14 protein-coding genes are annotated in these 25,370 nt (G+C 67.6%); 5 read left to right on the top strand and 9 right to left on the bottom strand.

The window, feature by feature from the left end; translation table 11 throughout:
• Window positions 1-358: 358 nt before the first annotated feature.
• Window positions 359-664: a hypothetical protein gene (locus J5226_RS10165; protein WP_215839796.1), complete on the top strand. Its 306-nt coding sequence runs from the start codon at window positions 359-361 to the stop codon at window positions 662-664.
• 529 nt (window positions 665-1,193) lie between these two features.
• On the top strand, window positions 1,194-1,529 hold the full coding sequence (locus J5226_RS10160; protein ID WP_215839795.1) for a hypothetical protein: 336 nt from the start codon (window positions 1,194-1,196) through the stop codon (window positions 1,527-1,529).
• A 163-nt stretch (window positions 1,530-1,692) separates the two neighbouring features.
• Here the strand turns inward: J5226_RS10160 and J5226_RS10155 are convergent, their stop codons facing one another.
• The 7 genes from J5226_RS10155 to J5226_RS10125 form a co-directional block, all read right to left on the bottom strand.
• Entirely contained in the window at window positions 1,693-2,280 is a 588-nt protein-coding gene (locus J5226_RS10155; RefSeq protein WP_215839794.1) for a DUF4189 domain-containing protein, read from the bottom strand.
• A 361-nt stretch (window positions 2,281-2,641) separates the two neighbouring features.
• Window positions 2,642-4,837, bottom strand: coding sequence for a reprolysin-like metallopeptidase (locus J5226_RS10150; RefSeq protein WP_215839793.1), 2,196 nt, complete (start codon window positions 4,835-4,837; stop codon window positions 2,642-2,644).
• Window positions 4,838-5,167: 330 nt separating this feature from the next.
• Window positions 5,168-5,443 carry a hypothetical protein gene (locus tag J5226_RS10145; RefSeq protein WP_215839792.1) on the bottom strand — a complete coding sequence of 92 codons (276 nt, stop codon included), beginning with the start codon at window positions 5,441-5,443 and terminating at the stop codon, window positions 5,168-5,170.
• 91 nt (window positions 5,444-5,534) lie between these two features.
• Window positions 5,535-5,894, bottom strand: a complete 360-nt coding sequence (locus J5226_RS10140; protein ID WP_215839791.1) for a hypothetical protein — start codon at window positions 5,892-5,894, stop codon at window positions 5,535-5,537.
• 218 nt (window positions 5,895-6,112) lie between these two features.
• Window positions 6,113-8,128, bottom strand: a complete 2,016-nt coding sequence (locus J5226_RS10135) for a CshA/CshB family fibrillar adhesin-related protein (RefSeq protein ID WP_215839790.1) — start codon at window positions 8,126-8,128, stop codon at window positions 6,113-6,115.
• Between the two features lie 17 nt (window positions 8,129-8,145).
• Window positions 8,146-11,763 carry a hypothetical protein gene (locus tag J5226_RS10130; RefSeq protein WP_215839789.1) on the bottom strand — a complete coding sequence of 1,206 codons (3,618 nt, stop codon included), beginning with the start codon at window positions 11,761-11,763 and terminating at the stop codon, window positions 8,146-8,148.
• Entirely contained in the window at window positions 11,763-16,541 is a 4,779-nt protein-coding gene (locus J5226_RS10125) for an Ig-like domain-containing protein (RefSeq protein ID WP_215839788.1), read from the bottom strand. The genes J5226_RS10130 and J5226_RS10125 overlap by 1 nt, the downstream gene beginning before the upstream one ends.
• Before the next feature lie 1,334 nt (window positions 16,542-17,875).
• On the opposite strand from J5226_RS10125, the gene J5226_RS10120 reads away from it, so the two are divergent.
• Complete coding sequence (locus J5226_RS10120) at window positions 17,876-18,595, top strand: hypothetical protein (protein WP_215839787.1); 720 nt, start codon at window positions 17,876-17,878, stop codon at window positions 18,593-18,595.
• A 129-nt stretch (window positions 18,596-18,724) separates the two neighbouring features.
• On the opposite strand, the gene J5226_RS10115 is transcribed toward J5226_RS10120, so the two are convergent.
• Window positions 18,725-19,210 carry a hypothetical protein gene (locus tag J5226_RS10115; protein ID WP_215839786.1) on the bottom strand — a complete coding sequence of 162 codons (486 nt, stop codon included), beginning with the start codon at window positions 19,208-19,210 and terminating at the stop codon, window positions 18,725-18,727.
• Between the two features lie 551 nt (window positions 19,211-19,761).
• Here J5226_RS10115 and J5226_RS10110 point away from each other — a divergent pair.
• Both J5226_RS10110 and J5226_RS10105 read left to right on the top strand, forming a co-directional pair.
• Window positions 19,762-21,990 carry a DUF4082 domain-containing protein gene (locus J5226_RS10110; protein ID WP_215839785.1) on the top strand — a complete coding sequence of 743 codons (2,229 nt, stop codon included), beginning with the start codon at window positions 19,762-19,764 and terminating at the stop codon, window positions 21,988-21,990.
• Window positions 21,991-22,693: 703 nt separating this feature from the next.
• The gene (locus J5226_RS10105) at window positions 22,694-23,575 is read left to right on the top strand and encodes an alpha/beta hydrolase (protein WP_215839784.1); all 882 of its coding nucleotides are present in this window, start codon (window positions 22,694-22,696) and stop codon (window positions 23,573-23,575) included.
• A gap of 336 nt (window positions 23,576-23,911) precedes the next feature.
• Here J5226_RS10105 and J5226_RS10100 read toward each other — a convergent pair whose 3' ends face one another.
• Window positions 23,912-24,898, bottom strand: coding sequence for a hypothetical protein (locus tag J5226_RS10100; RefSeq protein ID WP_215839783.1), 987 nt, complete (start codon window positions 24,896-24,898; stop codon window positions 23,912-23,914).
• Window positions 24,899-25,370: the final 472 nt, after the last annotated feature.

The following is a 25,370-nucleotide window of genomic DNA, read 5'->3' as shown; positions in this document are numbered from 1 at the left end:
TCGCATGCAAGCGATCCACCGCATCGCGCGATGCGCTTTCACCGATTCAACTGCAACCGATCCCACCCCGCACAAGACATCCCATGCGACCCGACATTCGCCGCCGAGCCGCATGCGTTTGTTTTCGCGCATGTGATTGAAGCCACACCTTCTTGTCAGACCCGTCTTAAAACGCGCGATCGCTCTTCGTGGGCGTGGGGGATTCGTGAGCACGCAGCCGTCCCGATAGACGCGAAACGGCTTGCGCTGCCGACAAATCCCGCCGCATCACGGCAGGCCTCGTCGGCGGCTTCCGCCTCGCATTCTTATCGGACGCATTCATGGAAACCGTGCATCACTCATGGAGATCGTAAAAATGATGAACGCAAAGAATCTGATCCTCGCGAGCGCGCTCGCGCTCTCCACGCTCGGCGCGAACACCGCTTCGGCCTCGGAAATGACCCCGGCATCGCGAGAGTATTTCCGCGGACTGTGGGATCTGGCGATGATGGCGGCATGGCGCGGCGACGGCCGCGCCGCGCAAGCGACCTGCGACATCTATCGCTCGCAGATTTGGCCGGACCCGGCCGCCAACGAAGTGTCGCTCACGCTGCAGATCCATTGCCGGATCAGCGTGGTGAACATCTACATCCACCATACGAATCCGCTGCCTTACCCGATCTGAGGCGGCGCAGGCGAATGCCGGCATGCGGAAACCCGAGGCGAACGCCTCGGGTTTTCCAAGGTATTAGCGCGATGGCGACTGCATCGCCGCTCGCCTGTCGCGCACGGACGTCAGGCGGTCCGTAGACGACGACGTCTTCAACGGCGTCCAACGCGAAGAGGTTGTCGCGCTATCGTTTTCGGCTAGCAAGCGGCACAGCCGAAAGTCAGCGGCGAGAATGGTCCGGCCGCTCTCCGCGCCCGCCGAAAAACGCACGCGCACCCCGAATGCTGGCCCACGAAGAAAGGCCGGGACGCTCTCGATGAAGCGCCGATCTCCATGGCGCGACTCTCCGCGCGCCAGATGCGCATCTTTGCGAAAACGTGGCGCCCGTCGAAGAAACGCGTGATCCCAAATCCTCGTCTCCCGCGAGTCCTTCGTTGGGAGATGTGCGGCGACGCGCTCGGCTCGCAGCGGCGTTCGGCTGCGGCCGGCACGCGCATGTCTCCAACGGCGGTCCGTTCGGCCCATCCCACTTTGGAGAAAGACGATGAAGAGCACCGCGTTTGCCGGCTTGATGGCCGGCGTCCTGACCCTCGGATTCTGTGCTTCGGCCGACGCGGCCCTGGTGCGCACGATCCGCTACGCCAACTTCACCACCAACAGCTACGTGCAAAAAGACGTCACCGCCTGGTGCGAGCCCGGCGAAGTCGCGACCGGCGGCGGCCATTCGATCACCTACGGCGAAAAATTCTTCGTCTACAACAACAACCCCGTCGCCAACGGATCGCTGCAGGGCTGGAACTTCCGCTTCATCATCCAGGGCGTCTATCCGCAGTTCACCGTGGTGGGCGCGGCGTATGCGGTTTGCGTGAAGGAGCAGTAGCGCTGCCGCGGGGCGGCGACGGTTCGGTTGCGAGCCGTCGCCGCTAATTTAGGGGACGCGAAAGACGGGCCATGGCGTCGGCGCTGCGATGGACAATCCCGAGCGCACCGGCGGAAAGAGTTCCTGGCAGCCGAAACGGCGCGATCCAGGAACGCAGCTCCCTTCACCTGGACGGCAGGCTGCAGGAAGTGTTCTTGACGGAACAGTCCAGGTCTCCCGCCTTTTTGCACACGCTCAACGCTTCCCGCTCGACCGTTTTCAACCCCAGCGTCTTCGGGTCGGCCGCTTTCATATCCACCCCGGTGCGATAGTAATAAACGCCCTTCCTGCCGTAGGCCACGCCCCAGCATCCATTGCGCACCTCGATCCTGATTTCGCAATCGTCCCGGCCGCAATCGCGCAAGGCCTCGTTTCTCGCCGCGGCGGCGCTGCGGCTGTCCTCGGATCTGCCGCCCGTGCCTTTTTCGCCTTTGCCGTCGTCGGCGTAGGCTCCGTAGCTTTCCGTCCATTCGCCGGTTTCATAGGGAAGCCAGCCATCGCCTGCGCCGGTCGTATTCCGCTGCGCGTTGGCGGCCCCCTTCCGAGTCGCGGGAGCCGGGTCCTCGTCCTCGACGCCGCCGCATCCCGGCTGCCCCGGCGCGACGCCGGCGGCGCATCCCGGAAACTGCAGAACGCCGGACTGGTTCGTGGGTTGCGCCAGCGCGGCGAATGGAAGCCCAAGAAGCAGTGCCGCGAGCAGAAGCTTGTTCATATCGTCGTCCCTGCGCGATCGGCAGTCGGGCCGTTTTTCATGTGTCAGCGCCTTCCTCAAGACTCAGCGAAGCGAACTATGCGCTAAATGACAGCAGCGACCGCGCCTTCTGTCGGAAGCGCATACACGGGCCGGCGGCTGCGCCGGCCCGATGCGGGCAACGACCGCCTGTCGAATCGAAATGCGCTTCGCCCCTCTCGATGAGGGACCGTCCGCGCGGCGAACACGGCCATCGCCAAAACCGGAACGCCACAAGCCGGCCCGAGAAGCCCGCCGGACGACAGGCTCATTCCGGGACAGCCCGCGACTTGCACCGCAGCAGCCGCCGCTGCCCGCGGCCTCGCGACCGCGGGCAGATCGTTCACGGCGTATTCGGCGCGCCGGTGAACACCGTCCATCCCGCGGGATAGTTGCGATAGAACGATCCCGAGGTGCTGGCCGGCCACGCCAGCACGCTGGTGGTCGTGTAGTTCTCGCCGGTGCCGTCGTTGAGCGACATCCACATATCGCGCAGGAAGCTGGTCCACATCACGCTGGCGGTGGCGCCGCCATAGCGGTCTACCGCGATCGGGCTGTGCAGCAATTCGAGCACCGGGCCGCTGACCGATTGCGTTCCGATCCGGTTGCCGCCGTCCATGGTCCACACCGTCGCCGCCGACAGCAGCAGCGCGTTGTCGTCGATGAACGCCAGGTCGGCCTTGTTGTCGTTGTTGAAGTCGCCGCTGCCGACGATGCGCCAGCCTTGCGGATACTGCAGTTGGGTATCGACGACGGCGAAGGTGTTGTTGCCGTTGTTCTGCCAGTACTGCAGGCGGCGGTCGGCGTTGGTCCACATCAGGTCGACCAGTCCGTCGCCGTTGAAGTCGCGCGCGGCGGCCAGCCGATAGCCCGGGGTGATGTCGAAGAACTTGGTCGACGACGTGCTGGTTCCATTCATGACCCAAACCCGCAGCTGCGTTTCCCCGGGCTTGGTGAACAAGATGTCGCTCTTGCCGTCGCCGCTGATGTCCGCCGCGCCGATCACGTCCCAGGACGTGTAGGCCTTGGCGTAGTTCTGGAAGGTGTAGTCGGTCTGCGCCGTCCAGATCTGCGGCTGATGCGCATCGCTGTTCCAGATCAGGTCGGTGCGATGATCGCCGTTGAAATCGCCGGCTGCGACCAGGCGGAAGCCCGCGCCCTTGGTCTGCCGGCCGCCGTAGGCCGCGTAGGTGCCGCGATACAGCACGAAATCCATTTCGCCGTCCTTCTGATAGATCAGGTCGGCGAACCCGTCGCCGTCGATGTCGATCAACGGATCCAGCGGCTGATTGAAGGCCGAAGCCACGCGCAGGGTCGAACGCAGCGCCCGCGCCTGATTGGCGGTGCCCGCGTCGCCGCAGGGCTGGCCCTTGCACAGGTAGATATCGGGGTTGGAATAGTACGGCGCCAACGATTGGCCCGACGTGCCGTAGGCCATCAAGGTATGGAAACCGCCGCCGGGCAGGTCTTGGCGCCAACCGAACGTGTACGGGAACGGCCCCGGCTTGTCGCTGACGCCCGACTCGTGCACCAGCCCCCAGTTGTGGCCCAACTCGTGGCTGAAGGTCGTCTCGCTGCAGTAGTAACCGCTGTTGTCGTCGGTCCCATCGCTCACGGCCGCGTTGGCGCCGCTCGCCGACGCCGTGGTGTAGGGGCCCAGGTTGCTGCCGTTGACGGTCGCCAAGCCGCAGTTGCCGTGCTCGGGCGTCAGGAACGGCCGCACGATCACCAGCATGTCCGCGCCGGACTTGCGCCGCGCATCGCGCAGCGTCTGCAGCGGGCTGGTACCGCTGCGGTCGCCGAGTGCGTCCAGTGCATCGCTGTTGGTCGCGGTGTCGGAATAGCTGGTCAGCTGGGTCCCGACCAGACGCAACGTGGCATCGACCTGACTGTCGGCGAAGGCCTGGTTGGTCACCGCGACCAGATAGTTCAGCCGGGTCACCGCCGCCGACTGCGAGCCGTAGCGCGTCACCAGCCCCGGGGTGAAACCGACGAACACGTCGACCACCGGGCCGGCGGCTTTCGCCAACGCGAGCTGGGTGCGGCGCACGTCGGCCGCGCCGATCAGCGGCGGCTCCGCGGCGACCTGATCGGCGATGCCTTTGGCCGTGGCCAGCCGATTCGCGTCCAAGCCCGGGGCGGGAACGCTCAGATAGGTGGCGCCTTTGCGCGTCTCCAACCGCAGCGGCGTGCCGTCTTCGGCGAACAGGCTGGCGAACGTCGCATCGCGGCCGCGGGTCACCAGTACGCTGCGCTCGCCGTCGCGGGTGCGCACTTTGCCGACCCACAAGAAACTGCCGTCGGCGAGCACTTGGTGGCGCACGCTGCGCGCGAACACGCGCTGGCCCGCCGGCGTGGCGAACCACAACCCGCCCTCGACGGCCGCATCGGCCAAGGCCGATGGGTTGAGCGTCACCCGAACCTCGCGCGCGGCGACGCCCGACTTGGCCGAGGGCGCGTCGCGGAACAGCGACGGCGGCGCGGCGATCCCCGGCGCTGCCGCGGCCACACAAGCTAAGAACAATGCGGATCTCAACATGACGGTCTCTCCTGTTGGAAGAACACCTGTCCCCTGTGGCGAAACGCGGCGGGCGCGGCGCGCGCGGATACGGCGCGGCGCGCATGCGCGGGCCGCGCGGCGGTATCGGTGCGTGCCGGCGCGCGGGACCGCGCCGTCGCGACGACGGGCGCGCGATGCGCCCGCGTCGCGATCTGTCTGAAGTCGGTGCGCGCGACGGGATTGTCCGCGAGGATCCGCCGCGTGTGCGGACGCCGTTGCGCTGGGATCCGGATCGAATCGGCTGCGGAGGAATATACGCCCGCCCTCGTGCGTTGCGGCCGCCGCCGATCACAACATCGGCGCGGACGCTTATGAATTTTCGCTCTGATCACGGCCGTACAGCATGCTGCGCACGCGCTCCACCTCGAGCCTCCCGCATTCCTGCTCGAACCAGAAACTCACCCAACTCACCACGGTGCGGGCAGGCTTGAAATGCAGGTATTCGGGATGCAGACGCGCGAGCCACGCATAAAAGTCCTCGAAGCCCTCCGGCTCCACCGGCCGGCCGGCTTCGTACACGGCCAACAGCCATTGCCTGCACAGCGAGCGGACCTGCGGTTCGCAGCAAGAACGCTTGGTCCTCATGCGCACGTCCCCGCGGCTTCGCCTCCCTCCGGCCCGACCGCCCTTCCGCATCCGTTCGTGCATCCGCCGCGCGTGCGCAACGCCATGGAGCTCAGCACCGCTGCGTGGCCAAGCACTCCAATACTTCCCAGGCCCGTCCTTGCGCGCACATCTCCGCCGGCGTGCGGAACTCGCACGGCGCGATCGGACAATTCTTGAACCAGAAGGCCAAGCGGCGCTCGTCCTCGAAGCGGTCGTAGGCGGCGCCGAGCACCCGCACCAGTTCCCTGAGCGAACGCTGCACATCGGGCGAGGTGGGCGCCAAGCGGAAACGATCGGGCCGCAGTTGGCAGATCGCGGCCAATTCGCGTCGCTTCAGCCCGAGCAGCGCCACGACGCGCTCCGGCGAGAAGTGCGGCGAATCCTCGTACTGCAGCGACGCGAAGAAGGCGGGGAAGCCGCGCTGACTCATGGTCGGACCCTCGCTCCTCAGTTTTCAATCTCATTTAGCGCCTGCAATCCACATCAGATACACGTAGCAATCGCCTTTAATCCGCCCATCAGGACAGGCGGCGGCGAAGCCGCGCGCCCAGCCTCCCGGCCGGGTCGGACGCCGCCGCAGGTCGATGTTGCCCCGCCACGAATCGGGCGGCGGCGCGCCCTGCCGCACGGCGCGCGCCATCGGCCGCCTCACTGCACCGTGCAGGTGAACTGCAACGACACCGAGTTGCTTCCGGCGGCGGCCGGCAGGGTTCCCAGGGTCACCCCGGTGCCCTGCAGATCGCCGATCGTCGCCGCTGCGACCGGGCAGCCGCCCGCGACGCCGTTGCAGGTGACCGGATTCGCGGCCGGGCAGTCCAACCCGGCCTGGACCGGGTCGGTCACCACCGCGCCGATAGCGGTCCCCGGGCCGTTGTTGGTGACGGTCAGCGTGTACTGCGATGCCTGACCGTGTTCGCTCGCGGTGCGGTTGTTGGTCTTGGCGATCGTCAGGTCGGCCTGATTCGGCGTGTTGGTGATCGTGCAGGTCAGATCGTTGCCATTGTTGAAGGTGATGTTCCATTCGGCGGGTCCGCTGCCGGTCGGACCGGTCGGCGTGGGGACCGCGCCGCTGCTGCCGGCATTGGCGACGCAAGCCAGGCTCGGGGTGTAGCGCAGCATCGCGGAGCCGCCGGCATTAGCGTCGCGCAGGGTGTAAGGCCCCGTCACGTCGACCGCCACTTCGCCGGTGCTGGCGGTCAACGCCGCGCCCGCTGTGGTCGCGGTACCCAGCACAGTCGTTCCGTCGAGGACGCCGACGGTGAATTGATCGGCCGGATCGATGCGCGAGCCGATCTGCTTGATCAGCGTGACCTTGGCCGGAGCCAAGGCGGTGATGAGGTAATCCTCCACCTCGCCGTCGGCGGCCGCGCCGTCCGGCGTAGCGATCTGCGCCGCGACCGAGGCGGTGCGCAGGCGCATGTAGCTGCGCCCCTGGCTGGCGTTGGCGGGCACCGTCCAGTTCAAGGTCACCGTGCCGCTGCCGTTGGCGCCACCCGGACACACCGGCGCGTTGTTCGAGACCTCGCCCGGGTCGTTGAAATCGCCGTCGCGGTTGAAATCGACCCAGCCGCGCACGGTGCCGCCGCCGCTGCACGCGATAGGCGGCGGAGTGTAGGTATCGCCCGGCACCGCCACCACGACGCCCAGCGGCGCGGTGAATCCGTCCTCGTCGTCGCTGCCGTCGTTGTCGTCGCCGTCCGCGTTGGCGTTGTGCCGGGGGGCCAGTTCGGCATCGACCAGGCTGCCCAGGCGCGCGGTCGGCTGGACCAAGTCGGCCAGCGTCATGCTGTTGAGCTGGGTGGTGGCGTTGGCCGCGGGCACGCCGCCCGACCACGAAGGCTGCGCCTCATGAGTGGGATTGCCGTAACTCGCCGGCGCGTCGCCGAAGTCGGTGGTGAACACGACCATCGCGCCCAGCGCGATCGCCGAGTTGCCGCCGCCCTTCAACACCACGTTCGCCGTGGTCGTTCCTTCCATGAAGGCCACGCCCATGGGACCGGACTGGCAAATGGTCGGGGCGCCGTTCAATCGCAACGTACTCTGTCCACCGCTATCGGTGCGGATCACCGGCATATCGGAAGTCGTGCAGTTGCGGAAGCGATCGATCATTCGCCATGTAGTGCCTGCACTGGTGACCGTGCCTTGGGTGTATTCGTTCTGCGTTCCTTGGTTCTGAGATTGCTCGGCATCGGCGAACACCAGACCGGACAGCGGATAATCCGGCGCATTGGGGTCGCCCGCCGCTCCCAGCGTCGCGGAACACGCGAAGGTAAAAGTCACCGTTGCTCCATCGGCAGTGTTGGCCAGTCCGATGTCCATCGTATTGGCGGCGTCGGTTCCGCCGATGTTGTACAGATCGTCCAACCCATCGCCGGAATAGTCGCCCGGCTGCTTGATGTGCATGGCGCCGTTCAAATTGCTGATCGAGCAGGTCATGCGCAACTGCTGGCCCGCCGAGGTATTGAACGTGTTGGTGACCGTCGTCCCCGCCGCCGGAATGGCCGCGCCCTGTTGCCCCCAGTCGAACCAGAAGATCTGCGATTTGAATCGCCCGGAGCCGCCGGTGGCGAACTGCGCCTGCGCCGAAAAACTCGCCAGCGTCAGCAAGGCCAGGATCAGCAGCCGTCGCGGCAGCGAGGAAGAAGAAACTGTGCGGCTTTTCATGCGTTTTCTCCTTCGCCTCAGTACTTGCCGACCACGTTGAGGAACACTCCGCGGTGGTCGTAATCGAAGTCGGTGAGGTCGTCGCTGAATTCGGTGAAGTTGTAGCCCAGGCCGATGCGGAAGTTCTCGCCGATGTCGCGATCGACGCCGAGCAGCACGCCGCGCTTGTCGCCGCCACGCTTGACGCCGAGCCAGCGGTATTCGGCCAGCGCGTGCCACACGCCGGCGAATTCGTAGCGCACTTGGCCGGCGGCGAAGGTCGCGGCCGAGTCGGCCCACTGACCCTGCAGGCGGCCGTAACGCACTTCGCCTTCGCGGCGCATCAGCTTGAGCGCGTACTCCCAGCGGTGGTCGGGCTGGTACACGCCCTCGAACGACAGCACTTGGCTGCGCTGGTCGTAGAACGCCGCGTTCGGACCGTCCTGCTCCAGTGCGGACACGTCGTAGAGGTAGGTGTACTTGCCCAGCAGCGCCCAGCCCGCGCTGTCGAACGGCCGCCAGGCGAAACCTAGATTGGCTTCGATGAACTTGGCGCCGGCCTCGGCCTGCTGCTTGTCCTCGGTCTTGGAGTAGTTGACGCGCGCGGCAATGCGGAAGCTCTCGTTGAACTTGTGCAGCAGGCGATGGGTGCTGACCCATTGCTCGCGCCGCTCGGCGCCGGAGTCGCGCCGCCATTCCAGCTTGCTCTGCCACTGCGTGTCCGCGGTGGTGCGGCCGCCGCTGAGGCTGACCGCGTCGCGGTCGACCTGCCCCACGCTCTTGTCCAACTGCGCCGATTGCAGGGTGAAGCCGAGGTTCCAGTTGTCGCCCGGGTAGAAATCCATGCCGAAGGTGTGGGCGATGCCGGAGGCGTCGGGCTCCTTGAGGAACTGGCTTTCGTTGAACAGGTTGACCTGATCCGACAGGCGCCAGCGCTGGCCGAGCGTCCAGCCCGGCGTCTGCCGGCGGTTGAACAGCGGGTCGTACTCGCTGCGGTCGGTGGAATGGGTGTAGGCGGCGTAGAAACTGTGGTCGGGCGTGAGCCGGTACTCGGCGTTGATCTGGGCGGCATCGCCGCGGTCGCCGCTGGTGACTTCGGCGCCGACGCTGGACAGATCGCCGAACAGGTATTTGCCGCCGAGGGTCAGCGCATCGTTGTCGCGGTACTTGCCGTGATCGTCGTCGACGGTCTTCTGCGCGGTGCCGTACCACTCCCAACTCGTGCCGACGCGGCGCAGATAGCGCAAGGCCGCCAGCGTGCCGACCGCGTCGGCCGAAGGTCCGCCGGCGCGTTCCTCCTCGACCCGGCGCAATTCCGCGCTGAGCGTGTTGTCCTGGTCGATGCGCCATTCGCCGGTGAGCTGGGCTTGAGTGAACGACTCCCGCCCGCGTTCGGCGCGGCTGTAGCGCGAGTACAACTGGAAGCGCTGGCCGATCATGCCGAGCAGTTCGGCGCCGCGCTCTTCGATGTCCAGGCCTTGATCGAAGCGGCTGATCGAATAGCCGGCATCGACCTTGCGCCACCACGCCGCGGCCGACCAGTCGTCGCGGGTCCAGCCCAGTTCCTTGAAGTTGGCCCGCGCTTCGATCGCGCGCGCGCTGCCCGCGCGCGCGCCGAGCGCGGCGTTGCGCTGGGTGAAGCTCAAGCCGCCGTTGCTGGAGAAGAACACCGGCGCGCTGGTGGCCTGGGTGCGGCTGTGTTCGAGCTTGAGGTAAGTGCCGCGGCCGGCCTGCAAGGTCACGTCCGCGCCCTTGAGCGTGTAGTCCTCGCCCGCGCGGTTCTCGTCGACATAGGTCGCGCCGACCGCGAGATGCTCGCCGAACCAATGCTTGCCGCGCACGCCGAGGGTGACGTCGTCGGGATCGAAGCCGCGCGGCACGTATTCGTAATCGACCAGCAGCACCTGACTGAGGCCGTCGAGCGGCGTGTCGATGGTCAGCCGCGGCAGGTTGAGGCGGTCGCCGCGCATCAGCAGCGGCCGCGACAGTTCGATCCGGCCCTGCATTTCGTTGATGGTGTAGTCCGCGCCGCGGTGCAGTTCGATCCGGTTCTCGACCCGGCCGGTGGTGTCGTCGCGTACCTCGATGACCAGTCGCTCCGAACCCGGCAGCACGTCGGTGTGCTTGAGGTAGTACAGGCTGGCGCCGGTGCCGAGGAATTCGCTGTGGCCCGGCGCGGTCTGCGCTTCGGAACCGAACGCGCGCACGCGGGTGCCGGCTTCGCCGAGCCCGGTGGTGCGCTGCGAGCGCCACTCGAATGCGCCGCCGTACAGCGCGCGCGAGTACTGCCCGTACTCGGTGCCGGTGATGCCGGTGTTGAAGTTGCCCCACAGCGCCTGGTTCTTGTCCCAGTCCACGCGCAGGTACAAGCGGCCCATGGTGTCGACGTCGCGGTAGACCGTGGAGTCGTCGCCGTAGACCGGGTAGTACAGGTTCGGGTCGAGGCGGCGGAACACGTCCTGCGGGTCGGCGTCCCAGAAGCCGTTGAACAGTTCGCTGATCTCGCGTTCCTGGGTGTCCGCCTGGGCGGTGACCAAATACTTGCCGCGATACTTACCCTTCAAATAGAAAGCCAAACGCCCGTCGACCAGGAAACTGTCGTCGAGCCGGTCCGCGTCCGCGCCCAGCGCCTCAACCGAACCGGACGCGCGGTTCTTCGACACGGTCACGTCGGCCAGCGCCACCGCGAACAGGTACTTGCCGCTCACGTCCACGTCGAGCGCGCGCTGCAGCGTGCCGTCCTTGCCGTCGACGGCGATGTCGAAGCGATGCTGCCCCACCGGCACCAGATATTCGGCGACCAGCTTGCCTTCCAGGTCCACCGGCTGCGATTGGCCGTTGATGGTCACGCTGGCCCGGTCCGGCAGATTGCGGCCCTGAATGCGGATGCGCGAACCGTAGATGCGGATGTTCTGCTGGCGCAGGCCGTTCTCGCCGAACGCTTGGTCGATCAGGCTCTGCCGCTGTGCTTGCTCGGCGCTGTAGGCGTCGCCGTAGCGCTGCTCCACCGCCCGGCGCAGTTGCTGCGCGCCGCGTTCGGCTTCCTCCGGGCGCACCAGTTGCAGCTTGCGCGGAAAGGTTTCGTCGAACGCGCCGTTGTCGCCGTAAGCGCGCACGAGGTACACCAGTTCGTCGCCGGCGCGCGCCTCGAACGTGGCCGGCAGGCTGCCGTCCCAGTCGGCGCTGGCGGTGGCGCCGGCCGGCAGCGGAACGCGCGCCAGCGGTTCGACCAGATCGGCGTCGCTGGCGCGGTAGATCAACACTTCGCTGCGCTGGATGAACGCCGAGTAGTTGTTCTGCACGTAGAACTGCACCGGCTTGGCGACGCGGCGGCCGTCGAACGGCACCAGACTCGGCGCGGAGACGTTGAGCTCGGGTTGGCCGAGATTGGGATCTTCGGTGGCCCAGATCACGCCGCCGGCCGGCAGGCGCGCGCTCCACTGGCCTTTGGCGACTTGCGCGGGGCCGGTCGAGGCGGCGGGCGCCGCGATTTCGGTGCGGGCGGCGTTGTCCGCCGCCACGCGCGCCACCGCGCCCGCGGCGAACGCATCGGCGAGCGAGGGCGAAGACGCGGCGTCCTGCGCCCATGCCTGTACCGGCAAGCCGGCGATCGCGCACAGCAGGGAGTAATCGAGCAGCTTCAGTTTCAGGCTCATCACGGCGTCCTCTCCTGGCTGCGCACCGCCGGCGCGCTCGGATCGCGTTCGTCCCGCAGCGAAGATGCGGCCGGCGTCGCCGGTCGCTGCGCTTGCGCTGGCGGTTTCGGTTCGGATCCCGACGCCGGCTCCGGCGCTGCCTGAGTTCGCGGCTCCTCCTGCGGCGGCAGCTTGGCGCCGAAGTCGAAGCGCACCGGCAGGCCCGGAGTGATCCGGCGCAGCAGCGGATTCGCGGTGGTCAGCACCGTGCCCGGCGGCAAGGTCGCCGGATCGACCTTGAGGATGAAGTTGCGCCCGCGCTCCCAAGCGCCGCCCGGAACGCCTTCGAGGTGATAGCGGCCGAACGGATCGGTCTCGATCAACAGGCCTTCGACCGAAGCGATGCGCACCCCGGGAATGCCGCGTTCGTCGACGCCGTCGTTGTAGATCGCGTATTCGACCCGCACGCCGCCTTCGACCGGGACGACCCGCCGCTCCACGCGCGGCGCGGCGGCATCGAGTCCCTTGCCCGCGCGGCCGCTGCGCTGCACTTGGTTGCGACCGTCGGCCTGCATGCGCAAGCTCACGCCGTCGCCGCCGGCGAGGACGAAATCGCCGGTGAAGCGCGGCTCGCGCAAGGTTTGCGCGATCACCACCACCGGCGCCGGATCGGCGTCGGAGGCGCGGCCGGCGAGCGCGCCGAGCTCGATGCCGTGCAGCAGCGGCGCGCTGGCGTCGGCCAACGGCTTGGGGCCGTCGCCGCGGTCGATCGTGGTCGAGCCCGGCACGTAGGCGTCGGGCGCGAAGCCGCCCTGGACCCGCACCGTGTCCAACGTCGCGCGGTCCTGCCAGCCGTCGCCGTCGCGGTCGTCGAACACGGTGCCGAGGATCAGCGACTCGTCGAGCAGCGGATCGGCGATCAGGCGGACTTCGGCCTGGGCGGTGTTGGACACGGTCGCGCCGTTGTCCTGGGCGACGGCGCGATTGATGTGGGTGCCCGGGCGCACGCCGGCGCCGACCCGCAGCAGGTAAGCGAGGGTCGCGGTCTCGCCGCGCGCGATGTCGATCCGGTCGACGCGGATCGGGTAGTTGCCGGTCTGGCGGCCGGCGCCGTCGCGGTCGGCCACGCTGAGCGAGCCGGACACGTAGGTGAAGCCCGGCGGCGGCGTGTCGATCACGGTCGCATCGACCGCATCGGCGTCGCCGACGTTCTCGATCCGCAGCGTGTAGCGCACCAGATCGCCGATGCGCACGTCGCGCGGCTGCGCGGTCTTGACGATGCGCAGGCGCACGCTGCCGAGGATGTTGGCGCGCACCGTGGTCGGGTTGGAACGCAGGCCGGTGGTGTCGGCGACGGTGTACTGGATCGGGGTCGCCTCGCCGATGAAGCCCGGCATCGGCAGGAAGGTCAGGGTGCCGTTCGGGTTCACCGTCCAGGTGCCCTCGCCCGCCACCACCAGGGTCTTGCCGTCGCCGCCGGCGCCCGTCAGCAGCACAGAACCCGGGTCGATGTTGTTGTCCGGGTCGGTGTCGTTGTTCAGCACATCGATCACCAGCGGATCGCCGGCGTGGCCGGTGGCGACATCTTCGTTGTCGGGGTTGGCGACCGGCGGGCTGCCGGTCACGGTCAAGTTCACCGTGGCGGTGTCGCACACCGGCGTCGGCGTCGAGGTGTCGCAGACCTGGTAGACGAAGCTGTCCGTGCCCAGGTAGCCCGGCGCCGGCGTGTAGACGACGCTGCCGTCTGGGTTCAGCGTCACGGTGCCGTGCGCGGGCGGCGTCGGGAAGGTCAGCGAGGCCGGGTTCAACGGCGCGCCGGTGACGGTGTCGTTGCCGAGTACCGGAATCGTCAGCGGCGTGTTCGCCGGCGTGCTGGCGTTGTCGTCGTTCGCGCTCACCACGTTGGGCTGCACCGTGACCGCGACCGTCGCGGTGGCGCAATTGCTCGGGTTGAGCGTCTCGCAGACCTGATAGGTGTAGGTGTCGGGGCCGGAGTAGCCCGGTGTCGGCGTATAGACAATGGTGCCGTCCGGATTGACGGCGACCGTGCCGTGGGCCGGCGCGGTCGGCACCGTGACCGTCACCTTGCTCGGGTCGATGGCGGCGCCGTTGAGGGTGTCGTTGCCGAGCACCGGTGTCGTGACCGGGGTGTTCTGCGGCGTGGTCGCGGTGTCGGGCGCGGCGGCGATCGGCGCCGCGTTGACCACGACGGTGGCGATGGCGGTGGCGCAGTTGCTCGGATTGAGCACTTCGCACACGGTGTAGGGATAGCGGTAGGTTCCGGCCGGCGTGCCCGGCGCGACCGCGACGGTGCCGTCGGGGTTCATGCTCAGGCCCGGGTTCGGGCGGGTCCCCGGCGTCAGCGCGGCGTTGCCGCCGGCGCCGACGGTGATCGGCTGGCCGTTGAGGGTGTCGTTGGCGATCACCGGCGGCGTCGTGCCGCCGCTGCCGCCGTTGATCGGCGTGGCGGTGTAGTCGTCGGGATTGGCGACGATGGGCGCGGCGCCGACCGCGACGGTGGCGGTGGTGGTGCGGCAGTTGCTCGGGTTGAGCCGCTCGCAGATCGTGTAGGGATAGGTGTAGCTGCCGGCCGGCGTGCCCGGTGCGACGGCGATGGTCCCGTTCGGGTTCATCGTCAGTCCGGGAGTCGGGCTCGTCCCCGGCGTCAGCACGACGTTGCCGGTGCCGCCGACCGTGACCGGCTGGCCGTTGATGGTGTCGTTGCCGATCACCGACGGGGTGTTGCCGCCGCTGGCGCCGTTGATCGGCGTGCCGGTGTAATCGTCCGGATTGGCGGTGAGCTGGGAGGGATCGACCGTCACCGTGGCGTGAGTGGTCGCGCAGTTGGTGGGATTGGCGACTTCGCAGATCGTGTACGGGAAGGTGTAGGTGCCGGCCGGCGTGCCCGGCGCGACGGTGATGGTGCCGTCCGGATTCATCGTCAAACCGGGGTTCGGGCGGGTGCCCGGCGTCAGCGCCGAATTGCCGCCCGCACCCACCGTGACCGGCTGGCCGCCGAGCGTGTCGTTGCCGACCACGCTCGGCGTATTGCCGCCGCTGCCGCCGTTGACCGCGGGCGGCGTATCGGGATTGGCGTTGATCGGCCGCGCGCCGGCGGTGGCGGGCGCGTCGTCGGTGTTGTTGCCGGGAACCGGATCGGTGGTTCCGGCCGGCGCGGTCGCGGTGGCGGAGTTGTTGAAGGCGCCGCCGGTGGCGCCGACCGTCGCGGTCACGGTGACCGTGGCGGTGCCGTTGACCGCGATGCTGCCCAGCGTGCACGGAAACGCGGTACAGCCGGCGCCGCTGACCGCGGTGATCGCGATGTTGCTCGGCGTGTCGGCGAGTACGAAGCCGGTCGCGACCGAAGGACCGTGGTTGGTCGCCACGATCTGGTACTGCACGCTTTGCCCGGCGACGATCACGCCGCCGGTGGTCAGCGTTTTTTGCACCGCCACGTCGGCGGCCGGCGCGGCGACGCCGCTGGCGGTGCCGGTGTTGTTGTTCGGATTCGGGTCCGTCTGCCCGGCCGGCAAGGTCGCGGTGGCGGCGTTGGAGAAATTGCCGTCGCTGGCGAGGGTCGCGGCGACGGTGATCGTCGCCGACGCGCCCGCGGCGAGGCTGGCGATCGTGCACGGCAACGCGCTGCAGGCGCCACTGACCGCACCGAGCGTCGCGCCGGTCGGCGTATCGGCCACGCCGATGTTGCTGGCCGGCGACGGGCCGTTGTTGCTCACCACGATGTTGAACGAGACCGTCTGCCCGGCGACGTAGGGTCCGGGCGTGGTCAGGGTCTTGACCACCGCGATGTCGGCCGACACCGACGGCGTCACCGTGGCGCTGGCGAAGTCGTCGCCGCTGCCGTCGCCCGGCGTCGAATCCGGATCGGATTGATCGACGCTGGTGACCTGGGCGTTGTTGACGTAAGGCCCGGCGGCGTTGACGGTGGCGACGATGGTGCGGGTGGCGCTGGCGCCGGCGGCGATGGTGCCGGCTTGCCACACACCGGTGCCGGCGGTGTAGCTGCCCGCGCCGGCCGAGGACACGAAGGTGAAGCCGGCCGGCAACTGGTCGGTGACGACGACATTGGTCGCATCCGACGGGCCGGCGTTGGCGACGGTCAGGGTGAAGGTGACGTTGCTGCCGATCGCCGCGTTGGCGTTGTCGACCGCCTTGCTCATCGACAGATCGGCCGCGCCGTTGACTTGGGTCGGATCGCTGGCGCTGCAGCGCGCCGCCGGCGTGCCGGGCGCGGCCGGGCAGCCCGGGTCGTTGCCGCCGCTGGCGCGCGCGGTGTTGGTCACGCTGCCGACGGCGGCGTTGCCGACGGCGACGGTCAAGGTCGCCGTGCTGCTTCCGCCTACGGGGATCGCTGTGGTGCTGGTGCAGGTGACGGTCTGGCCGCTGGCGCTGCAGCTCCAGCCGGCGCCGGCGGCGGAGACGAAGCTCAAGCCGTTGGGCAGCGTATCGACGATGGCGATCGTGCCGGAGGTCGGCGCGCCGTCGGCGGCGGTGCTGGTGTTGCTCACCGTCAGCGTGTACGTGCCGTTGGCGCCGACCGTGAAGTTGCCGGTGTGGCTCTTGCTCAAGGTCAACTGCGGCGCCAGCACGGTGTCCGTGTCGGACGCGCTGTTGTTGCCGGGCGTCGGGTCGACGCCGTTGGCCGGCGCGGCGACGCTCGCGGTGTTGGTCACCGTGGTCTGGGCGCCGGCCGGCAGGCTCAGGCAGGCGGCCGCGCACAACAGCGCGGCCAGTCCCCAGCGACTCCACCCCAAAGGCTTGTTCGCAGCATGCGAAATCATGACGACGCCCTCTTTTGCCCGCGCACGGCCGCACCGCGCGGTTCTCGCGCAGTCCCAGCTATCGTTTTCGATCACAAGCGCAACACCCCAGCGTCCGCGCGCACCCCTAGCGGTGCAGCGGCTCGAACTCGCTTGGCTTCTCTCTTCCCGACACCCGCTACGGCGTAGCGGCGCGGCGAACTGCAAGTACCGCCCTCTGCATCGGCGCGCCGGCATGGCCTGCGCCTCCGCCCCTGTCATTCAAGTTTTCGGCGTAACTGAACTCGCGTCAGTTGGCGAAAAAATAGCGACGCAGACACATCTGTCAAGCGCGCGGACTCACGCGCCGAGCACTCATGTGGGATCGATGGCAAGGATCGCCTGTTCAACTGGCCACGCAAAAGATGGGTAAAAAAACGTCGGCGCAATCGCAGCGCTGAGCTGATTCGGATTGCCCTCGCATGCGCCGCTTCGCGCGCATTTCTCGGCTTGTCAAATGTTTACGGAAATCGCGCATGTATTTAGTGCATACAAAGTACGCATACGCTCAGAGGGCGAAGCCAGCGGCTTGAAACACACGGATGCACGCAGTCAATCAGCGATACTTATGCGAAATACTCATAAGTAAACCGCATAAAAAACGTCTTTTTTTGGAACAAGAACCATCGCAAAGACACCACTAACCACCTCAACAGTCTGCAAGCGAGGCACGAAGCAGCAGCCTGCAAATCTTGCGCATCGGCCGATCTGCGTGCCGCGCGCAAGCAAGCGGGCGCTCTCGGCGCGTCTTCCAGAACCATCGCAGCCGTTCGCAGGCGAGCGGACTCCACCGCTGAGCGCGCATAGGGAATGCTCATAACGCCTGCGCATCAGCGCCGAATACGCGATCCGCGCACACATCCCCCGATGCGATGCCGGCACGATGCCCGCGACGGGTGGGCATCGCCCTCCTCCGTAGGCGCTGTCCAACGGGGCCCGTTACGGGAGCATGGCGCCTCATGCTCCCGTTCTTTTTTGGCGTCGTTTGCCGATCTTCGATCGGTGCGCCGCCATGCGCCGCAGCCGCGACCGCGCAGGTCCCGGTATCGCAGGCCGCTGCGTGACCGCCAACTCTTTCTCTGGCGACCGCAGGGTATTCCTATCGCGATTTTCGGCTCCGGACCGGCCGGTCCGCTCGAACGGACGCGAAGTACCAATGAAGACCCGGCACCGCGTACCTCGCCGCGAAGCTTCGTATCGCCGCGACGGCGCGCAGCCTCGCGTTGGGCTCGCCGCCCCGCCCCTTGCCGGCGCCTGCGCCGGCGCGTAGGGTTGCCGGCCGCTCAACCACCCTGCATCGCCCGGAGGCGCCGCGCATGAAGTTCAACGGACAACGTTTCCTGGTCGTGTATTCCGGCGTGCTGACCCTCGCCTTCGTCGCCGCGATGCTGAGCGGCTTCGCCCGCGCCGACCGGAAGCTGGCGGTCGAGGAACTCGAGGTCCAGCGCATCAACGTCAGGGAACCCGACGGCACCTTGCGCCTGATCGTGTCGAACGCGGCCAAGGCGCCGGGGATCATCATCCGGGGCAAGGAATACCCGCACCCGAACCGCCGCGTCGCCGGCATGATCTTCTTCAACGACGAAGGCAGCGAGAACGGCGGCCTGATCTTCGGCGGCGAGAAGACCCAGGATGGCGACAAGCGCTCCTTCGGCCATCTGTCGTTCGACGCCTACGAGCAGGATCAGACCATGGCGCTGAACGCGCAGGACGGCAAGGAAGGCCGCGCGGCCAAGCTGCAGTTCACCGACTACCCGAACCATTCCATCGTCGAGGACATCGAGTTCATGGACTCGATCAAGGACCTGCCCAAGGACCAGCAGGAGGCGAAGAAGAAGGACTACTTCGAGCGCAAGGGCAAGCCGACGCGGCGCATGCGCCTGGCGCGCGACAGCGACGGCAGCGTGGTGCTGGCGATGAACGATCTGCAGGGACGGCCGCGCATCACCATGAAGGTCGCCGACGACGGCACGCCTTCGCTGAAGATGCTGGATGAGAACGGCAAGGTGGTCGGGCAGATGGTGCCGCAGCGCTAAGCGTCGCTGCGGCTTGCTACGGAACGCCGCAAGCCCGCCCGGAGCGCGACGCGCAACGAAGCGGTCCGCGAGCGCGAAGCGCCGAAGGGTTTCCGGCCCGGCCCGCGGCGGCCGGGCGCGGCCCGCGCCTCACCGCGCGGGCAGATAAAGAATCACCGGCACCGCCGGCACCGGCAAAGGCGAGGGGCCGAGCCTGAGCGGAACCTCGTCCGTGCTCGCCACCGTCTGGCCGTTGCCGAGGTTGACCAGCGCGAACTTCACCGTCTTCGCGCTTTCGGCGGCGCGCAACTCGTAACGCTGGCCGGGTTCGAGCGTCACCGGCAGCTCGACCACCTCGCTGCGGGTGAACGCGCCCTTGAAGCCGTTGCGGTTGGCGAAGAACCACACCCGCATCGTCTCGCTGCCGGCATCGAAGGTGTAGTTGCGCTTGCCGGCGTCCCCGTCGTAGCCGATCTCGCTGGTGCCGTAGCCGAACACCCGCGCGCCGCCCCAGCGGGTGACGCTCTCGCGGTGCCAGCCTTCTTTGACCGTGGCGGTGGCCTGGCCGGTGGCGTAATGGGTGCCGCAAGCCGTCAACGCCAGCGCGAGCGCCGCCGCCGTGAGCAGGTTCTTCATCGATAGTCCCCTGTGATCGTCCGTCGCTCCGGTCGGCGACATGCACGAAACCGGAATGATTGAGGCCGCCGCGCCGCCAGTCAACGCGGCCGCCGGCCGTGGCCGCGGAACCGGCGTGCGTCGCGGCGCTGCTTCGGTGCGGCATCGCCGGCTAGGCTCGGCAGCCGGCGTTCTTGAGGCTTTTCGGGCGTGTGCCGATGCCGGCGCCGGTCCGGCCTTTTGTTGGTCCGGAACGTCTCGGTAGCCATTGCGATGTACTTGAGTGGATCGATGCCGGTTGGGCCGGCCAAATCTTAGGGATCTTGGCCGGCGGCCCGGCGTTCTTCGTCCCGCGGCGCGCCAACCACCGCCCTCAATCACAGCCCGCCGCATTGACGTTTGTCATCGCACGCGCAATCGGTGACAGGCGCCATTTTTTTACCGATCCGGCCGGCCTTAGCGTTGGCCTCGGGAATCCAGGGACCTCCGCTTCCCGATCGCACGGCGCGCCGAGGAAGCGACGCGCCGTGTCTCTCTCGACCGCTGTCGCGATCACCACCAGAGACCCGACCATGTCCAGCCACTCCGGCTTCGCCGCCGCGCCCGCTCCCGCGCGCGCCGCTTCGCTGTGCCTGCTGTTGAGTTGCGCCGCTCTGCCCGGCCTCGCCGCGGCGCAAGGCCCGAACGTCGCCCCCGCGGGCACCGCTTACCGTTGGCAGCACGGCCTGACCGCGGCCGCCGACGGCCGCAGCGAAACCGAACCCGACAGCCTGCGCGTCGCCGCGCCGCTGCTCAACGACGGCGACGACGCGGTCGACGTGCACCTGAGCGGCGGCGAGAGCGAGCCCGCCGACCACTACTCCGGCGCGGGCGTGCTGTGGGACGCGAGCCGCACGATCGACCGGGTCGAGATCGTCCACGGCAGTTGGAACAGCAGCGGCGACGGCGCGTTCTGCGCCGACCTGCGCCTGCAGTTCTCCAACAGCGCCCGCGGCGATTGGCGCGACAGCGGCTGGGCGGTGGAACCGGCCTACTTGTACGACTCCTCGCAAACCGCCGGCGTGGTCTACACCTTCCGCGGCGCGGCGCGCGACGTGCGCGCCGCGCGCATCGTCGGCCGCCTGCACTGCACCCAGAACAGCTCGTACTGGACCAACATCCGCGAATTCCGCGCCTTCGCCGCCGGCGACCTGAGCCTGTGGAACGACGCGGCCGCGCCGACCTTGATCGACGCGCCCGATCCCGACGGCGTCGAACTCGGCCTGCGCTTCCGCAGCACCCAGCCGGGCTGGATCACCGGCGTGCGCTTCTACAAATCGGCCGCCAATACCGGCGCGCATATCGGCAACCTGTGGAGCAAGGACGGCGTCCTGCTGGCGCGCGCCGCCTTCGCCGGGGAAACCGCTTCGGGCTGGCAGAGCGTGCGCTTCGCCGCGCCGGTGCGGATCGCCGCGGACACCACCTACCTCGTGTCCTACTACGCGCCGAACGGACATTACTCGGCCGACCTGGACTACTTCGCCAACGCCGACTACGCCAGCGGCCCGTTGCGCGCGCTGCGCGACGGCAGCGACGGCGGCAACGGCAATTACCGCTACGGCGCGCAGAGCGCGTTTCCGGATGCGAGCTGGCGCTCGGCCAACTATTGGGTCGACGCCTTGTTCTCGCCGCTGAGCGGCGACACCGTCGCGCCGAGCGTGCCGACCGGCCTCAGCGCGGTCGCCGCCGACGCCCACACCGTGCATCTGAGCTGGAACCCGAGCAGCGACGACACCAGCGCGCAGCTGCGCTATCGCGTCTACGCGAACGGCGACCCGGTCGCGCTCGGCGAAACCGAATCGACCGCCTTCGTCCACGACACCGCGCAGCCGCAGACGCGCTACGACTATCGCGTCGGCGCGGTCGACGCCGCCGGCAACGAATCGGCGCCGTCGCCATCGGTGTCGGTCACCACGCCTCCGCTCGGCAGCGAGCGCAGCTGCGCGCCGTTCCCGGCCTTCCCCGACCGCAACTGCACCGGCGTGCCCGCGGGACGGCCGCTGACCGCGATCGTCGGCGACTACACCACCAGCCGCGACGGCCAGACCATCGACGGACTGTCGATCTCCGGCGCGCTGATCGTGCGCCACGACAACGTCACCGTCAGCAACAGCCGGATCAAGAGCTACGTCGACCACCGCACCAACCGCAATCTCGTGCTCAAGGACGTCGACCTCGGCCCCGACGCCTGCCCGGCCCGCAACAACGGCGGCCGCCGCCTCATCGTCGGCGACAACGGCTACACGCTGATCCGCGCGCACCTGCACCACAACGGCGACGACCTGCTGGTCGCCGGCGGCGGCGCGCCGGTGCTGATCCAGGACAGCCTGATCCACCAGACCTGCTTCTACCCCGGCGACCACCTCGACGCGCTGCAGTTCTATGCGCCGGGCCAAGTCGGCACCGTCAGCATCCTGCACAGCGACATCGACGCGCGCCCGGTCAACACCGGCGGCTACGGCAACGCCGCGGTGTTCTGGGCCGACCGCCCCGGCGCCGGTTCCAGCCTGACCATCCGCGAAAGCCGGCTCGCCGGCGGCGGCTACACGCTCGCGCCCTACGACTCGGGCCTGGGCTCGGGCGTGACCATCGAAGTCAGCGACACCCGCTTCGTGCGCGGCTCGCAGTGGGGCAGCGCGTGTTATCTGGGCGGCGACAACCCGGCCAACCATTCGCCGACGGTGCCCTACAACGGCGTCGAAGGGATCAAGTGGTTGCGCAATGCCTGGGACGACGGGACGCCGCTGCCGTCGTGCCAATAACCGGCGTCGCGATCTCAGGAGCCCGGATGCGGATGAGTGACGGGTCCATCGCTGCGGACCCGGATTCGCCGCGCCGATGTCTTGTAGGCCGACGCGGCAGGGATCGATCAACAGTTGGAAATCCGAGACCGAAAGCCGACACGGCTCGAAAATTTTTATGACGGGAGCGGTTAGCGCTGGCCCAACCGCCTTGTCGCTCGAAGGCAAGCTGTATCCAGCAGGCGCAGGTCGCACCCGGGGATCGCGAACGCCGCAATGCCAGAGGCATGTGCGACTGAATCCTGCGCGGCGGCCACGGCGGCAACGTCCTGTCGCCCCTCGCGCCGATTCGGTCAACGCCAGTCGGCCTCCTGCGGAGGGAAGCAAAGCTCGGAGGGGAGAGACGCTCAAGCTCCGTGAGTCATCGTGATCGTTCGTTAAATTCGGTGACCCAGCGGGAGTCCGTCTACGTCGTCTCGGAACCGGATCCGAACGGTCGGTATGTTCGATAGAACTCGTCTGCAACCCGCGTCGACAAGCGCTTGCGCAGCCGACACGTTTTCTCGTTGCTGCGTTGCCGCCGATTTCAGGGCAGCTCGAACGAGACCGATCGATCCGCACATCGGACGATCCGTTCAATTGTCTGTATCCGATTGACGTTGGACTGCTCTACCCCCCCTTGATCATAAGTACCTATCCACGACGCCAGTGGAGGAGAAAGTTCATGACGGTGACATCCGAAGACTTGTTCGTTGAGTTCGAAGACGTGAAATTGTGCTATCGGGTCGACGGCGACCCATCGCACCCGCCCGTGCTGTTGATCATGGGCCTGAGCTCCCAGCTGATCCATTGGCCGCAGCAACTCGTCGACAAACTGAAAGAGAAGCATCGGGTCATCCGCTTTGACAACCGCGACAGCGGCCTGACCCGATGGCGCACCGGGGAGCCGCCCGCCGACGGGTATCGCCTTGTGGATATGGCCGATGACGCCATCCGGTTGTTGGATCACCTTGAGATCGACAACGCCCATATCGTCGGAGCTTCGATGGGCGGAATGATCGCGCAGAGGCTGGCGATCAACTACCCCGCGCGAGCGCGCAGTCTCTGCTCGATCATGAGCACGACCGGCAATATCTGGGTCGGCTATGCGCAGCCCGGCGTCATTGCGGAACTGATCAAGGAGCCGCCCTCCGATGAGGAAGGCGCTATCCGTCATATCGCGGCGCTGTACGATCTGATCGGCTCGGATACTTATGCCGCCGAAGAGGGGCCACGTCGCCGGGCGCTCGCCGAGGCGGCTTATCGGCGCTCGCTGGATTCGAACGGCGCTCCGGCCCACCCCGGCGGCGGCGCGCGTCAAGTCGGCGCAATCCTGCTCGCAGGCGACCGCACGAAGGAGCTCAACGGCCTGACCCTGCCGACGCTGGTCATCCACGGTAACGAGGACGCGCTCATCCACATATCCGGCGGCAAGGCCACACGCGACGCGATCCCGGGGGCCGGATGGCTTGGAGACCCAGAGCAGGGCGTCGAAGGCATGGGGCACGACTTGCCGCAGCCGCTTCTCGACACGATCGCCGCCGGAATCCTCGCCCACCTCAAATAGCGCTCATTCGCGGGCTGGGTTGACGGCACTCGGCCCGGCCCGCGAAACGGCCCCGATCGCGTTCGGAACCGGATCGGCAGTCCGGGAGATCGACGGTTTCGCCAACGTCGTGGCCGAGCGCTTCGATGCCGGCATCCGTCTCGGCGACGCGATCAGCAAAGACATGATCGCCGTGCGGATCGGATACCCTAACCGGCGCCAATCGTCTCCCGCATCTTCCGCATTGGTGGAGAGCGGGAGATTCCGTTCATAGCGATGCGCTCCGAACACATTCGACGGGCCGGCGCCGGACTCGACCGCCCCTCCGCAAGCTCGCGAAAACGCGGTAAGCCCCTCTTAGCGGCCGTCTGTTTGATCGTACGAATTCCACCACTTCAAGACGCGCAGCGCGCGAAGGGTGATCCAGCGCGACGGCTGACCGGGATCCTGGTCGATCTCGAACCAGACCCGACCGCGGGGACGTTTATCGAGCGGCCAACGCCCGTCGCTCAGGCGACGCGAACGAACGTGATCGATGGCGGCGGCCAATCGGATGTCCGGCTCGACGTTGCGGAAGAGCGACGACTCTCTGAAGTAATCGAGCGCGCGGAGAATGTCGTAGCGCCAGCGCGACGGATGGATGAAGAGCAGATAGTCGGGGTCGGCAGGTTCACCGGTCGTAAGCCGTCGGAAGAGATCACGGCGTAGGAGATACTCTTCGCCGGCTTGCCGGGCATTGCGGATGGCGTCGGTATCTTCGTTTGAGCACGCAAAGGCCAGCAGGCCTTCAAGCACGTTGATCGTCGTATCGAACGAAGAGACGCGCGAGCCATTGGCACGCTCGCAGTTCCATCCGCCATCGGGCTGGCGTTCCGAAAGCAGCCGTTGGACGATGGGCGCGACGTCTACGCCAAAATAAGCGCCCTGTGCGACCGTACGGCCGTTGATGCACTCCTCGACCTCACCGGCCCAGTACGGTTGACCTACATGGTCCCAACGCGAATTGATACCGACTTGCCGGGTGGTACGGCGCGCACAGGCGCACTCCGGTTCCAGTCCGAACTCGCGCAACTGGGTGAGGGACCAGCAGGTCGCCGTCCACGGCTGGCCGGTATCGCTCCAGTCCTGTTCGGTAAAGCCGGCGGGCACGAACGCGCCTCCGTCCCACTGTCCATCCGAGTCCTGTGCGGCGAGCAGACGAGCCCCCCACCCTTGACGCTCGATTTTCCCGCGCTCGGCTTGCCACTCTGTATCGGGCGCCTCAAGCAGGTCGCGCATCACCTGCCAGCGGAGAGCGGGGTCGGAATCCAGCAACCATGCAATCACATCAGCATTTGCATTCATTAGAGAATCCAACTGGCGAAGTGGCTCTACTTATACGCAATGTATGTTGGACGGTAGAGTTTCTCGACGCTTGGCCGCGAGGACGGGACGATGCGCGATAACCGGACCGCGATTGCGTTCACGATGGCGCCCGCTTGAGCGGTCCACGGAGGATCCGCCGCAATGCCAGTGCGCGGAGCCAGACCATCACCGGCCCTTAGGGCTCCATCGACCAAGTCGGGTATACCACTGGTTCGGGTGCCGAACACCTCCCACCAGCAGCCCGCGCTTTCCTCGCGCAGACGGCCCCAGGGCCCGTCCATGCAGGCTCCCAGCGCAAGGCGAAGCCCTTAGTGGCCCGCCTGCCTGCTGCGTGTCGTCCGGGGGAGGAAACCTGCCGGGACGAAGGACGACCTTTTACAGACGCGGGCATCCGAAACGAGGCTTTTCGACTGCCACTAAGCATCGGATCGGTCGCCGACGTAGCCCCGCA

It is taken from the genome of Lysobacter sp. K5869 (assembly GCF_018847975.1).
Classification (GTDB): Bacteria; Pseudomonadota; Gammaproteobacteria; order Xanthomonadales; family Xanthomonadaceae; genus Lysobacter.
This window is presented reverse-complemented; position numbering and strand designations above follow the sequence as displayed.

Bases quoted from the DNA above. Each gene is read 5' to 3' on its own strand.
- J5226_RS10165 (WP_215839796.1), top strand. From the start codon at position 359: ATGAACGCAAAGAATCTGATCCTCGCGAGCGCGCTCGCGCTCTCCACG.
- J5226_RS10160 (WP_215839795.1), top strand. From the start codon at position 1,194: ATGAAGAGCACCGCGTTTGCCGGCTTGATGGCCGGCGTCCTGACCCTC.
- J5226_RS10155 (WP_215839794.1), bottom strand. From the start codon at position 2,280: ATGAACAAGCTTCTGCTCGCGGCACTGCTTCTTGGGCTTCCATTCGCC.
- J5226_RS10150 (WP_215839793.1), bottom strand. From the start codon at position 4,837: ATGTTGAGATCCGCATTGTTCTTAGCTTGTGTGGCCGCGGCAGCGCCG.
- J5226_RS10145 (WP_215839792.1), bottom strand. From the start codon at position 5,443: ATGAGGACCAAGCGTTCTTGCTGCGAACCGCAGGTCCGCTCGCTGTGC.
- J5226_RS10140 (WP_215839791.1), bottom strand. From the start codon at position 5,894: ATGAGTCAGCGCGGCTTCCCCGCCTTCTTCGCGTCGCTGCAGTACGAG.
- J5226_RS10135 (WP_215839790.1), bottom strand. From the start codon at position 8,128: ATGAAAAGCCGCACAGTTTCTTCTTCCTCGCTGCCGCGACGGCTGCTG.
- J5226_RS10130 (WP_215839789.1), bottom strand. From the start codon at position 11,763: ATGAGCCTGAAACTGAAGCTGCTCGATTACTCCCTGCTGTGCGCGATC.
- J5226_RS10125 (WP_215839788.1), bottom strand. From the start codon at position 16,541: ATGATTTCGCATGCTGCGAACAAGCCTTTGGGGTGGAGTCGCTGGGGA.
- J5226_RS10120 (WP_215839787.1), top strand. From the start codon at position 17,876: ATGAAGTTCAACGGACAACGTTTCCTGGTCGTGTATTCCGGCGTGCTG.
- J5226_RS10115 (WP_215839786.1), bottom strand. From the start codon at position 19,210: ATGAAGAACCTGCTCACGGCGGCGGCGCTCGCGCTGGCGTTGACGGCT.
- J5226_RS10110 (WP_215839785.1), top strand. From the start codon at position 19,762: ATGTCCAGCCACTCCGGCTTCGCCGCCGCGCCCGCTCCCGCGCGCGCC.
- J5226_RS10105 (WP_215839784.1), top strand. From the start codon at position 22,694: ATGACGGTGACATCCGAAGACTTGTTCGTTGAGTTCGAAGACGTGAAA.
- J5226_RS10100 (WP_215839783.1), bottom strand. From the start codon at position 24,898: ATGAATGCAAATGCTGATGTGATTGCATGGTTGCTGGATTCCGACCCC.